Raw genomic sequence first — 12,068 nt, 5'->3', positions numbered from 1 at the left:
CCATGTTTGCTCCCGACCCCGGCCTTTCGCCGAAGCGTCTGCTCCTGTGCAGTCGCGAGAATGCCCAGCGCGTCGCTACGCGCCTTTTTGACCTGCAGCCCGGCCGCGTCAGCATCGTGCGAACCGGCAATCCGCTGCAGCCTTTCCGCGTCTGCACCATGCCCTGCCGCGGCGAGCGTGTTGAAGTCGAGATGGTGTCCTGATGCGCCTCCTCGCACCCTCCCTTCTCGCGATGGTGATGCTCGGTCCGGCCGCGCCGAGCGGCGCACAGACGTTTGAAGCGCAGGCGCGCGCGCTCGACGGCGACACCGTTGCCGTCGACTTCCGATTGCTCGGCGTCGATTCCTTCGAGCGCCGACAGCTCTGCCAGCGCGCTTCCGGATGCTGGCCTTGCGGCAAGGCCGCCCAGGATCTCGCAGCGAACGCCCTGCGCTCGAGGACCGCGGTGATCCGCCTCACCGCTGCCAACTCTTACGGGCGACGTATCGCGACGGTGACGATGGCCGGCAAGGACCTCGGCGAACGCCTCATCCGCGCCGGTCTTGCCGTGCCCGAAATCCAGTATCTGAAGAACGACCCCGGTCGCGCTACCCGGTACCGGGCAGCGTTCGCGCAAGCGAAGGCGAGCAGGGCAGGGGCCTTCGCCGGCACATGGATCGAACCATCACGCTGGCGCCACGGGGAGCGTCTTCGCTGCGAGCGACGACCGGCCCCCTGACAATCAGGCCGACGGCATCGTCTCCGCCCACCAGGACGGACCCTGCTCGAATTCGCCATCGAGCTTCACCATCGGCCCATCAGGCGTATCGGCGACATAGGGATTGATGAGCGGCATCAGCGTGGTCTTCATCCGCTTCTGCTCTCCCGCGACGCGGCCCCTTCGTTCCAGAAGGTCCTCGAGCCACTCAAGATCGTCGAGCATGGCGACGACGCCGCGGCCCGCAAGGCAGAAGTAGATGCAGCGCTGGAAGTCGTCAGCACCATCGTTCGCGAGGATCGCTGCCAGCTTCAGCTTGCCACCGGGCACGCCTTCATGGACCCAGCTGACCGCCTCGCGCAGCTCGCGGACGGAATAATAGGCGTCCTCGACGTCGATGCCGATCGCGGCGTTCGCGATCATCCTTCGCGTCGGTCGGTTGTCGGCATCCAGCGCCGCGTCCCGCAGCGTGATGTCGAGGTCGAACCGTTCTCTGAATCTGGCGGCCGCCATGGCAAATCTCCTGCGACCGGGAACGTAACGTGAACAATAGTTCCCGTCAACCACGTCGTCTCCCCACCATTCAGAAGGCGCAATCGATGGATATCGAGATCATCGTCGGGCTTCCGCACCTTGGCGCCGGTCCGATCCTCAGGCGAGCCTGCACGCTGCGGCAGCCCACGCTGATCTCCGCGAACTGTCTGTCGCGCTGGTCAGACCGGCGCGGCTGGCGCGAATGGACGGGCTGGCGGCTCGATCAGCTTCGAAACGCACGAGGCCTGGCGTCGCTCTGCCTCGATTCCGGTGGGTTCGTCGCAGCGGCCCGCTATGGCGGCTTCCCATGGTCGCTGGCGGACTATGTCTCGCTTGCAGCTGCCTATCCCTTCAGATGGTGGGCGAGCGCCGACTATTGCGTCGAGGCCGAGATCGCCGCCGACCGAGAGGAGGTCATCGACCGGCTCGCCCGGACGATCCGCGCCAACCGCGATTGCCGCAGGCTCGCCGAGGACCAAGGCAACGCCGATACCTTGATCCCGGTGATCCAGGGCCGGCGGCCGACCGACTATGAGCGGTGCGTCGACGCCCTCTGGGGCTCGCTCCGGCCTGGGGCGCTTATTGGCGTCGGAAGCATGTGCCGGCGCGACATCCATGGACCGGAAGGTCTCATCGCTGTCGTCGATCACCTCGACCAGATCCTGCCGATTGGTGTCCGGCTCCATGCCTTCGGCGTGAAGGGGACAGCGCTGCCATTCTTGCTTCCGTTCCGCCACAGGATCGCTTCGATCGACAGCCAGGCCTATGGGATCAGCGCGCGACGGGCGGCCCACACTGCCCGCACCCCCAAGACGGACGAGTTCGTCGCCGATCACCTGGAGCGTTGGGTGGCGGGCCAGCAGCGCAGGCTGAGCTTGCCGCCACAGCGGCTGCCCCAGCAGCTCCACGCCGAGCGGGAGAACCCTCCGTCCGATCCTTGGGAAGCGGCGATTGCGCGAGCCCGTTCGGAAATCCGTGACCTCATCGAGTCCGGCGATCTCGACCATGACGAGATTACCGCAGCCTGGGTCGAGCAATGGGCCGCTGACATCCACCGAAGGCAAGCCGCCGAGCAATGAAGAGGGGAGGGGGAAGGGCAGGGTTGAGCATCAGGCTCGACGGAAAGAAGGCGCGCACCCGCGAAGGAGGCGCGACGCCAATCCCGAAGGAGACCCGCCTTGACCCCATCGCATCCGAATGCAGCCACGACGCTGTCGCTCTCCAAGATCATGCTTGGATACAATCCACGTCGCTATTTCGACCGAAAGAAGCACGAGGACCTGGTCGCGTCGTTCCGGCTGCGCGGCATGCTTCAGCCGATGCTTCTCCGCCCGGCAGCCGACGTCGACGACACCTACGTCGTTGTCGCGGGAGGCCGCAGGTATCGGGCCGCCCTCGAGGCTTTCGGTCCAGAAGGGGAGGTGCCCGTCGTCATCCGCGAGATGACCGACCAGGAAGCGCTGGAAGCGGCGATCGACGAGAACGACAATCGCGACGATGCGTCGGAGACGGAGCAGGCGGACGCCGCCGTTCGGGTTCTCGCCGCCTGCCAGAATGATCGCGCCGAGGCGGCGCGGCGGCTCGGCTGGTCCCAGGCCAAATTCGACCGCCGCCTCGCCCTCGCGAATCTCTCCGACGCCGTGAAACTCGCGCTCGATGAGCGCCGCATCAAGGTCGGCCATGCCGAGCTGCTCGCTGCCATTCCGGCGGACAAGCAGGACAAGGCTCTCGACACGATCACCGCTTCCGGTCTCGACGTCGGCAAGACGCGCGATCTCTTGATGCGCGTCACGCAGGATCTAGCCAACGCCTGCTTCGACAAGACCGAATGCATGGCCTGCCCGTTCAACTCCGGAACGCAACGAGCCCTCTTCGAAACCCATGTCGATGAAGGCCATTGCACCAATCCCGGTTGCTTCCAGCTCAAGACCGAAGCAGTCGAGAGGGCGCAGATCGAGGCCCAGGAGCGCGCTGCGGCTGCGGCACAGGCCGAGGCCGCCGATCGGCAAGCTGACGGTGGCGAAGGGGAAGCTGCTCCCGACGCGGACGAGCTGGCAAATACCGACGACGATGGCGACGGTGCAGCCTCGCGTCCAGGGGTTCGAGCGACCGCGGTCGCAGCCAATCGGTCGTCGTCCGGCGCGATCGTCAAGCCGGCCGCCCGGGCTGACGGTGCGACCGTCTCCGTCAAATCGATCGCCGGCCGCACCGCCGACCTTCGGGAGGCGACCTGGCGAACGGCGCTTGCCCGGGGCCTCGCCGATAATCCCTCCCATGCGCATGCTGCGATCCTCGTCGCCGGCCTGACGGGTACGCTCGCGCAGATCAAGCCGGCCACCTTGACGTCCCGCGCCGGGCTGCTGGTCAGCCCTTCGTTTCCCGACCTGAGCTTCGGAGAGAAGATCGAGGGGATCCGCGCGCTTTCGGACGCGCAGGCAGCGACCGCCCTTGCCGCGATCGCAGCGGCCTATGCGCGCGACGTGCAGTCGTTCGCGCATGTCGCCGACCTTGCCCGGGCGTTCGCAATCGACATCCGGCACGGCTGGCGTGTCGATCGATCCTTCCTGGAGCGGTACACAAAGGACGAGCTCAAATTCATCGCTCAGGAGTGCGGCCTCATCGCGCACTTGGGCGAGAAGGCGTTCGCGAAGCTGCTCGCTTCCAAGAAGGCCGACCTCGTCGCCGGGATGCTCAACGCGGTCGGCTTCGATTGGACCGGCCGCCTGCCGAGCGGCATGACCCTCGACGGCAAATACGGGCCTCCTCCGGCTCCTCTTCGCGCCGAAACCGACCGCGGTGTTTCCGCGATCGCGGCCTGACGGCCCTCACTCCCTCCGAAATAAGGACTGACAATCATGCTGATCGCAAGTCTCTTGCCGTTGCTCGGCCGCTACTCGCTTGGATTCGACCTCGTCGCGGGTCCGGGCGAGACCGTTACGTTGACCGTCATCCCTCGCGCAACGGAGGGCAAAGCCCAGCGCCTCGAGACGGGAGAGCTGCGGCCGATCTCGATCACGGCGACGGCAGCGGAGATCGACATCGAACTCGCCAAGGGGGCAGACGGCGCGCTCGGCCAGCTCATCGCTTCGCGCAAAACGCTCGCCGAGCAGATTTCCGAGCAGCGCGAGGCGGCCGAGGCCGCACGCGCGGCATCGGCGGAAGCGGCCAAGGCGAAAGCCGCCTCCACGGCGCCGCGACCGTCCCCGACGAGCAGCTCGCCGGCCACGCCGCCTCCGGGCTCGCCTCCGGCCGATGCCAAGTCGGACGAACCCGCCAGCCTCTGGTGAGCACCTCGAGCCCCTGTCCAACGCCAAGGAGTACGCCCCAATGCAGATCAACCAGCTTGACCGCGCCTATCGATATGACGGCATCGATCTCCCGGTTCCGCCGCATCTCGCCCACGACCCGCAGGCTCTGCGAGCCTATCACGCAACGCTCTACCCGGCGATCCTCAACGCCGAGACGGTCGACGTTGGCGTGACCGGCGGCGTCCACGTCACCGAGTACCGCCGCGCCGTCGGCACCAAGGGTTGATCGTGCCCCGCCGCCACGGCGGAGCCATCCCCGCCGCACCGCGCAAGACGCTTCTCGAATGGATCGAGTTCGATGATGGCAACGCAACCGGCATCTCCCAGCCTTCCTGCAGCATCCAGGCCCGGGCCCTCCATGCGCAGCTCGCGCTCGAGCCCACTCACCGAAGCCACTCCCCCGAGCCCCTTCAGCCACCAGCAAGCCTCCGACTTCCGCCGCTCGGCTGATCTCGCGGGCCGATCGGTTGAGATCTCGCCGGACATACCACGAACCTTCGACCAGCCTCTTGCACGACACCATAAGCTGATCGGGCGTTGGGTGGCGTCGCGCGAGAAGGCGACGAGACGATATTCCCGCTGCGAGGCGCGACGGCGCATCGAGCATGTTTTCATCTCTGCCGCTGGCGAGGCGCTGCGTCCGATCGATCTCGCCGAGCTTCGCGTGGTCGTGCTCAACGGCGAGTCCGAGGGAGCGCCGGCGATCGTGATCATCTGCGAGAGCATCGGCCAACTGGATCTCGGATGGATCGAGACCAGCGAGGCGCCGATCGCCTGGCGCGCGGCTGCCTACGTGGCGCTCGAGCAGACCCTGGGGGCTGCCCTGCCGATCTTCGGCTACCAGGATCTCTTCGACGAAATATCCAATTACTATTGGGACGGCGAGACCGACGATGACGCCGCCCGCCAGTGCCTCATCAACTATCACGGCGCAGATCCCGGCGACCTCGACGAAGTCGCCCTGCCGTCGACCATGGAGGCCAAGAAGCCCGCATGGATGATCGCGGCGAATGCAGCGCCGCTGGCGAAGCTGCCTCTCGACCTTCGCAAGGCACTACGCGAACTCCGCAGCGCTCACGACGCGCTTCGGCTCCTGCCGGGAGATTGCAACGCCTGGCACTTCGACGGGCAAATTCTCTACGAATATGTTCCCGGCCTTGAGGAATGTTCGACGCTGCCCCCGTTGACGCTCGTGCCGGTCGAGTTCTTCGCGGCCGAGGTGGACGATGTCGGACGCCACGGCATGGAATACGGCTTCATGGATGTCGCGGGGATCTGTCCGCTCTCCGAGGCCGCGCACGTCGAGCGATGGTTCGCGTCGCTGCGGACCGGCGCTCACTTCCTGCTCGCTGCGCAGCAGCTGATCCAGCTCGATCCCGACAAATTGTGAGGCCCCCATGCCGGACCATAGCGCCCATTTCGAAGCCACCGCCGGAGGCATGGTGCTCACCAACGCCATCCTCCTGTACCGCACCGAGACCCCCCGCGGACTCGATCCCCACCGCGCCCCCAGGCAGGATGGACATGCCTTCGCCAGCATCCATCATGTCGAGCATGGCGGCGAAGGCGGGCCGACGATCGCCGCCGGCACGCCGCTGACCCGCGCCCACCTTCGCCAATGGACCGAGGCGCTCGGGCGCGCAGCGCCGCCTCAGATCCTTCCCCACAATGTGCTGGTTGCCCATCGCGACATGCTCGCCTGGTGGACGCCCGAGCAGGTCCGCCCGGCTTATTTCGATCTGTCCACACCGCCGGCCGGCCTGCGCGTTCTCGCGCAACGGACGATCCGGCCCGTTCCGTATCCCGCCCAGCTGTTCGTGGCGACGCCGCGCCGGCTCGGGGTCTATGCACTCGCCGAAAATGAGCGCCCCTCGGCGACCACGCGGGTGCTCCACTCGCCGGTCCTCAACGTCTTCGTCGATGGCTCTCTCTGCTGGGGGAACATCCCGAGGCCGCGCACGCTGGACGTCGCGGCCATCCCCGACTTCGAGCGGGCGCTGTTCGATTCCTGGTCGACGCACCCCAATCCCGGGCAGGAGCTGACCGTCACCGGCAAGGGTGGCCTGCTGAAGCTCTGGGACGACCTTGCGGCGCGCCAGGCGACGCGCTTCCCGGTGAGGCGCCTCCGGCCGTTCACCGGCACGAGCCAGCGACCTCCATCGAGAAAGGCCAACGCCGAACCGATGACGCTCGAGCGGCTGATCGCTGAAGGCGCGGCGTCATGACCGTCCTCGCCGACGATCCGACCGCGGCCGCCATTCTCGCAGCGGCGCCCTGTTATCCGGTTCCGCCGGTCGGTCGGTCCCCCGCGATCGACGCGGTACGCGCCTCCCGCACAAGCCAATGTCTCGCGGTCGGGAGGGACGGAGTCATGCTCATCGTGCGACGGCCATGGCTCGAGCTCGACATTCCCGTCACGCCGCCGTTTCCCGCCTACCTGCCTTATGGGAGCGTCGGCGAGCGCCGGGCGGAACTACGCTGCGGGCTAATGCCCCGCGAACTGCTCGGCCGGATTCTCGATCACTTCCGAGCGGCCTTGCCCAACGAAGCTGCCGCCTTCGTCCTGTGGAACGAGAATGAGCGAAGCTTCTCGATCCACTACCCCCAGATCGACGATGCCACTCCGTCCCGCGTGACCTATCGGTCCCCGATTCTGGCGCCCGACCAACATCTCATCTGCGACATCCACAGTCATGCGCATGGCGCGGCATTCTTCAGCGCGACGGACGATGCCGACGACGCGCACTCCACCAAGATCGCGCTGGTGCTCGGCCGTCTTGGTCAACCGGAAGGACCCGCCATCGCTTCGCGATTGTGCGCCGGCGGGATGTTCCTGCCGCTGCCGCGCAGCCCGTTTTCAGGAGACGACGATGCAGCCTGACATCCCCAATCGCCACTATCTTCCTGCCGGCTTCGACAATCGCGCGATCAAGGTCCTTCTAGTCGGCTGCGGCGGAAATGGCGCGCAGATGCTGATGGGACTGGCTTCGCTCGAGACAGCGCTACGCGCGATCTCCACCCGGTCGCTCCAGGTCACCGTCGTCGATGACGACGTCGTCAGCGAAGCCAATCTCGGCCGGCAACCCTTCTACCGATGCGACCTCGGCGCTTCCAAGGCCCGCACGCTCGTCGAGCGGATCAATCTCGCGCACGGCCTTTGCTGGCGAGCCGTCCATGGCCGCGCTCCCGAAGCGGTCAAGATCGCCGACGTGGATATCCTCATCAGCTGCGTCGACACCGCTTCCGCGCGCCGCGCCCTCGGCGCCGATCTGGCGAATGGGAAGCCCGTGCCCGCCTACTGGATGGACCTCGGCAACCGCGCCGGAGACGGGCAGTTCCTGATCGGGTCGCCTCGCCGCTCCACCGCCCACGACCGGCGGCGCCTCCCGACCGTCGTCGAATATTTCCCCGAGATCGCCGACGAAACGGAGCCCGACGACGATGCGCCGTCCTGCTCGGTGGCCGAGGCGCTCGAACGGCAGTCGCTTTTCGTCAACCGCGTCCTGGCAAGCCACGCTCTGGCGCTGCTGTTCGACCTCGTCGGGCGCGGGTCGATCGGCCACGCTGGTGGCTTCATCAACCTCGTTCGCGGGCAATGCGTCCCGATCCCGCTTCCCGCGGTCGAGGAGGCGCAGGATCAGCTCGTATCGGCCGCGCTGCCCGGACCCGCGTGATGGGCGCTCGATCCTCCAGGGCCGAGGTGCGCAACCCCGTTCTTGCCCTGCCGGCGGTCGCCCGGCTCCGGGCGCTCAGTCCGGAGGCGCGCCTCGCGCTGCTGTCCGTGCTGCTCGACATCCAAAGCGAAGCCCGGCTGCGCGCCGAACGGAGCTGGCAGAGCCGCAAGCCGCCGGTTGCCGCATACTGGGCCGCCTGCGGTGTCTATGCCGGTCACATCGCGCGCGCGATCGGCCCCGGGCCAGGGCGTCGGCGCGGCTGACCGCCAGGAAAAGAAGAGGGGGAAGGGGAGGGGCGAGCGGACGTGCGCTTTAGCCCGGAGAACCTCCCCATGCACTACGATGTCGCGATGCGCCACCAGCAGGCGCTCGATCCCAGCGCGCTGACCACGATGGCAGCCACCCTCCACGCGATCGGTGCCGCCATCACCGACTGCCGCAACGCGGGCAAGGACCCCGAGATCGACGCGGCGGTCATCCTTCTCGCCCGCCACCTCGGGACTGTCTGCGAACGCCGCCCGGACGACATGGCGCTGCGCCGCAACTGCTTGGACCAGATCGCCGAGATCCGGCGCCACCCTGTCCTGCGGACCCTCGCTTGTCGTGGTGTCGCCTACGACGAGGCTGCCAAACGCACCTTTCACAGCGAGGGGCGCATTGCCATGCGCCGGCTCGCCGAGGCCCTTGGGCTGGAGGCCGATAGCTACGAGGTCCGCTCCAACAAGGGTGGTCCGGCTGTCTCGGGCGAGATCACCCTCCACGGCGAGGAGGTGTACGTCCACCTCAGCCTGGGCGCGATGGGGGCCGGCCGCGAAATCCTGTTCCGGCGCTGCAGGGGGCGCAAGGACTATACCGGCGAGCGCAACCACTTTGCCTCGATCGCCGAATTGCTGGCCCCAGACCGCTTCGCCGACCGGCTCCGCCGCGAACTCGCGCTCTCGCCGCCGGTCCGGCAGTCCGAGCGCCTCTTCGCCTGACGCCGCCAGTTACCAGGCCGCCGCCCTTTTCCGGAGCCGTCATGCCACCCATCGCCCAGCTCGCAGCCGCGGCAGCGGCCACTCGGTCCTATCCGGCCGTCCCCGGCCTGCCGGACATCGCCATCACTTCCGAGATTGTCGCCGCGATCCGCGCCGGCGCCTGGATCGTCTTCAACCTCTCAGGCGGCAAGGACTCGAGCGCGGCCCTGTTCGCGGTCAACCTTCAACTCGATTCACTCGGCCATCCGCGGGCGCGGCGGATGGCGATCCATGCCGATCTTGGCCGCGCCGAATGGGATTCGACCCCCGATACCGTCGCGCGCATAGCCGCTAGCGCCGACGTGCCGCTGACAGTCGTGCGCCGGGCGGCCGGCGACCTGGTCGACCGCTGGATCCAGCGGTTCGAAAGCGGCAAGCGCCGCTACGAGGCGCTCGAGACCTACAACCTGATTGGTCCCTGGTCGTCGGCATCGCTCCGCTTCTGCCAATCCGAGATGAAGGCGGCCGTGATCGGTCCGGCGCTCGCCAGAATGCTGCGAGGCCAGCAGATCATCTCCGTTCTGGGCCTGCGCCGCGACGAAAGCCACAACCGCGCCGCCACCCCGATCGCCAAGGCCGATCTTCGCCATGCCAAGGCCGGGAACCGGCACGGCACCGCGATCACCCTCTGGCACCCGATCGCGTATTGGAACAGCGAAGACGTATTTCGTGCTCACGGCACGCTCGGCATCACCCTGCACGAGGCCTATTCGATATGGGGCGCAACGCGCCTCTCGTGCCGCTACTGCATCTTCGCCTCGCTTCACGACCTGTCGGCTTCTGCCGCAGCCCCGGCGAACACCGAGGCTTATCGCGAGCTCGTCGGCATCGAGGCGCGATCGACCTTTCCATTCCAGCCGACACGCTGGCTCGCCGACATCTCACCGCATCTGTTGAGCGGCGGGCTCCGCGCGGACGTTGAACGCGCCAAGGCCGACCAGCTCGAGCGCCGGCATCTCGAGGCCTCGATGCCGGCAGGCCTCAGATACGTCAAAGGCTGGCCTCCGCGGATGCCCACCCTCGCCGAGGCCGAGGATATCGCCGCGGCACGGCGGCCCATCCTGGCGCGCCACAGGCTCGAGAACCGCTATCCGACAGGATCAGCCGTCCAGGCGCGCTTTGCAGAGCTGAGGGTCGCGGCCGGGCGGCAGATGTCGTCGTGACGACGATCCATGCCGCCGCCGGCTCCTTCCGGATCGTCGCCCGCATCGAGGACCCGCCGCCCCTGGGCTGGCGCTTCTGGATGCTTGCCGGCTTTCCGGGCGATCCACTGGATCCGAGCCCCTATGGCGGCTCGCGCTGCCTCGCGCTTACCGTCGTCGACATCGATGGCAGCGACCGCTGGCTCTGTGCGATGGAGCTCGACCACAGCCTCCGCCTGCTGTGCTCCCATGATCTTTTCCCCTGCCCGAGCCAGGCAGGTGCGGACGCCTTCGCACACGCGATCATCGCCCGCCACGCGCGCCGGCCCGCGCTCCTCTGACCCACGGACCACGTCCCATGCAGACCGACCGCAGCCAGCGCTGGCGCGAACGGCGCGCTCTGTGGGCGCGCGATCTCACGCTGATCGATCCCGGCGCCTACAGCGTCGACGTCATCGATCACGCCGCCGCGCGCGCCTTCATCGCGCAGCACCATTATCTGCCCCGCTATCCGGCCGCGCAGCTCGCGGTGGGGCTGTTCGCGCGCAAGGGCGCGCTCGAAGGCGTTGCCGTTTTCGCCGTTCCGACCACCAGCGCCGTCGTCTCGCGCCACACCGGGTTTGACGATCCTCGCCGCGGCTGCGTTCTCGCGCGCCTCATTCTGACCGACGCCGTGCCGCAGAACGGCGAGAGCTTCTTCGTCGCGCGGGCCTTTCGCCACCTGCGCCGGGAACGGCCTGGGATCGAGGCGGTGGTGTCGTACAGCGATCCAGGGGCGGGGCATATCGGCCGCGTCTATTGTGCGCTCTCGGCCGCCCACCGCGCAGTCACGAAGCCGCGATCGGTCCTTCGGGTCGGCAACATCACGATCTCGGGGCGCACGCTGTCCAAGATCCGCCTGGGCGAGCAGGGCCAAGCCGGCGCAATCGATCAGCTCGTCTCGCTGGGGGTCCCGAGGCCGCGTATCGGCGAGGAGCCGCGAAGCTGGTTGTGGCGGCTCCAGCGCGAGCGCCATCTCGTCACGCATCAGCAGGCTGGGCTGTTCGCCTATTGCTTCGAGCTGACGCGCGAGGCCCGCCGCCGCGGCCGCACCCTTCCGCGCCTGCCGTATCCCAAGGCCCTTCCGCCGCGAAACGCGCTGCTTCCGCTCATTTGGCCCGATCAGGAGACCCTCCATGGCTGACATCACGCAGCTGCCCGTCATAACCGCGGCCGATGCCGAAAGCATCGGCTTCGCCCGCTTCAACGACGTGCCGACGCTTCCGATCGACATCCCCGACGGCAACTTCACGATCAGCGCCAAAACCACCGACGGTCGTCGGATCACGTTCTTCTTCGGCGAATACAAGCGCGGCTCCCCGCCAAGCTTCGTCGACATCCAATATCACGACAACGGGACACGCATCGCCAACGCGAACGGCGGTACGTCACCGACCTTCGACATGCTGACGATCGGCCTGGGCGGCCGGAACGTCTTCGACAGCCGCAGGCTCGGACCCGACGACAAGCCCTCGATCGCCGTGATCCTGATGGGCGAACCGACCGTCCCGGCACCCCAGCACGACACGGCCGCCGGATAACTGGCGAGACCCGCTTTCGAGAGGCGGCCCGAAGACACCCGCCTCTCCGGCGCTGTCGCATCGGACAAGCGAGGGGAGGGGGGCCTTGAGTTTGGCGGCATTCAGCCGCGTTCAAGC

Annotated in this window: 17 protein-coding genes; 16 read left to right on the top strand and 1 reads right to left on the bottom strand. The window is 67.6% G+C overall.

Annotated elements, in window-relative coordinates; translation table 11 throughout:
- Positions 1 to 2 precede the first annotated feature (2 nt).
- Together SP6_RS13490 and SP6_RS13485 are read left to right on the top strand one after the other, a co-directional pair.
- Positions 3 to 203, top strand: coding sequence for a hypothetical protein (locus tag SP6_RS13490; RefSeq protein ID WP_042469284.1), 201 nt, complete (start codon positions 3 to 5; stop codon positions 201 to 203).
- Positions 203 to 718, top strand: coding sequence for a thermonuclease family protein (locus tag SP6_RS13485; protein WP_053003299.1), 516 nt, complete (start codon positions 203 to 205; stop codon positions 716 to 718). Before SP6_RS13490 ends, SP6_RS13485 begins: the two co-directional genes overlap by 1 nt.
- 3 nt (positions 719 to 721) lie before the next feature.
- Here SP6_RS13485 and SP6_RS13480 read toward each other — a convergent pair whose 3' ends face one another.
- Positions 722 to 1,210, bottom strand: a complete 489-nt coding sequence (locus tag SP6_RS13480; protein ID WP_042469282.1) for a hypothetical protein — start codon at positions 1,208 to 1,210, stop codon at positions 722 to 724.
- An 86-nt stretch (positions 1,211 to 1,296) separates the two neighbouring features.
- On the opposite strand from SP6_RS13480, the gene SP6_RS13475 reads away from it, so the two are divergent.
- The 14 genes from SP6_RS13475 to SP6_RS13410 all read left to right on the top strand — a co-directional run bounded on the left by SP6_RS13475 (position 1,297) and on the right by SP6_RS13410 (position 11,951).
- Entirely contained in the window at positions 1,297 to 2,310 is a 1,014-nt protein-coding gene (locus SP6_RS13475; protein WP_042469281.1) for a deazapurine DNA modification protein DpdA family protein, read from the top strand.
- 150 nt (positions 2,311 to 2,460) lie between these two features.
- A complete protein-coding gene (locus SP6_RS13470; RefSeq protein WP_172463292.1) occupies positions 2,461 to 4,050 on the top strand; it encodes a PRTRC system ParB family protein in 1,590 nt (529 codons plus the stop codon).
- A gap of 36 nt (positions 4,051 to 4,086) precedes the next feature.
- Positions 4,087 to 4,518, top strand: coding sequence for a PRTRC system protein E (locus SP6_RS13465; RefSeq protein ID WP_042469277.1), 432 nt, complete (start codon positions 4,087 to 4,089; stop codon positions 4,516 to 4,518).
- Positions 4,519 to 4,558: 40 nt separating this feature from the next.
- Positions 4,559 to 4,765, top strand: a complete 207-nt coding sequence (locus SP6_RS13460; protein WP_042469276.1) for a PRTRC system protein C — start codon at positions 4,559 to 4,561, stop codon at positions 4,763 to 4,765.
- Between the two features lie 132 nt (positions 4,766 to 4,897).
- Positions 4,898 to 5,929, top strand: coding sequence for a hypothetical protein (locus SP6_RS13455; RefSeq protein ID WP_232253933.1), 1,032 nt, complete (start codon positions 4,898 to 4,900; stop codon positions 5,927 to 5,929).
- 7 nt (positions 5,930 to 5,936) lie between these two features.
- Positions 5,937 to 6,764: a PRTRC system protein B gene (locus tag SP6_RS13450; RefSeq protein ID WP_042469275.1), complete on the top strand. Its 828-nt coding sequence runs from the start codon at positions 5,937 to 5,939 to the stop codon at positions 6,762 to 6,764.
- On the top strand, positions 6,761 to 7,420 hold the full coding sequence (locus tag SP6_RS13445; RefSeq protein ID WP_042469274.1) for a PRTRC system protein A: 660 nt from the start codon (positions 6,761 to 6,763) through the stop codon (positions 7,418 to 7,420). Before SP6_RS13450 ends, SP6_RS13445 begins: the two co-directional genes overlap by 4 nt.
- Positions 7,410 to 8,213 carry a PRTRC system ThiF family protein gene (locus tag SP6_RS13440; protein WP_042469272.1) on the top strand — a complete coding sequence of 268 codons (804 nt, stop codon included), beginning with the start codon at positions 7,410 to 7,412 and terminating at the stop codon, positions 8,211 to 8,213. The genes SP6_RS13445 and SP6_RS13440 overlap by 11 nt, the downstream gene beginning before the upstream one ends.
- Positions 8,213 to 8,476: a hypothetical protein gene (locus SP6_RS13435; RefSeq protein WP_042469270.1), complete on the top strand. Its 264-nt coding sequence runs from the start codon at positions 8,213 to 8,215 to the stop codon at positions 8,474 to 8,476. Before SP6_RS13440 ends, SP6_RS13435 begins: the two co-directional genes overlap by 1 nt.
- Positions 8,477 to 8,545: 69 nt before the next feature.
- Positions 8,546 to 9,190, top strand: coding sequence for a hypothetical protein (locus SP6_RS13430; protein ID WP_042469269.1), 645 nt, complete (start codon positions 8,546 to 8,548; stop codon positions 9,188 to 9,190).
- Between the two features lie 41 nt (positions 9,191 to 9,231).
- Positions 9,232 to 10,392 carry a phosphoadenosine phosphosulfate reductase domain-containing protein gene (locus SP6_RS13425; protein WP_042469268.1) on the top strand — a complete coding sequence of 387 codons (1,161 nt, stop codon included), beginning with the start codon at positions 9,232 to 9,234 and terminating at the stop codon, positions 10,390 to 10,392.
- Entirely contained in the window at positions 10,389 to 10,712 is a 324-nt protein-coding gene (locus SP6_RS13420) for a hypothetical protein (RefSeq protein ID WP_042469267.1), read from the top strand. Before SP6_RS13425 ends, SP6_RS13420 begins: the two co-directional genes overlap by 4 nt.
- A 17-nt stretch (positions 10,713 to 10,729) precedes the next feature.
- Positions 10,730 to 11,554, top strand: coding sequence for a Mom family adenine methylcarbamoylation protein (locus tag SP6_RS13415; RefSeq protein WP_042469266.1), 825 nt, complete (start codon positions 10,730 to 10,732; stop codon positions 11,552 to 11,554).
- A complete protein-coding gene (locus tag SP6_RS13410) occupies positions 11,547 to 11,951 on the top strand; it encodes a hypothetical protein (RefSeq protein ID WP_042469264.1) in 405 nt (134 codons plus the stop codon). The genes SP6_RS13415 and SP6_RS13410 overlap by 8 nt, the downstream gene beginning before the upstream one ends.
- Positions 11,952 to 12,068: the final 117 nt, after the last annotated feature.

It is taken from the genome of Sphingomonas paucimobilis NBRC 13935 (assembly GCF_000739895.2).
In the GTDB taxonomy this organism is placed as follows: domain Bacteria; phylum Pseudomonadota; class Alphaproteobacteria; order Sphingomonadales; family Sphingomonadaceae; genus Sphingomonas; species Sphingomonas paucimobilis.
Note: the sequence above shows the minus strand (reverse complement) of the source record. Positions and strands in the feature narration are given on the sequence as shown.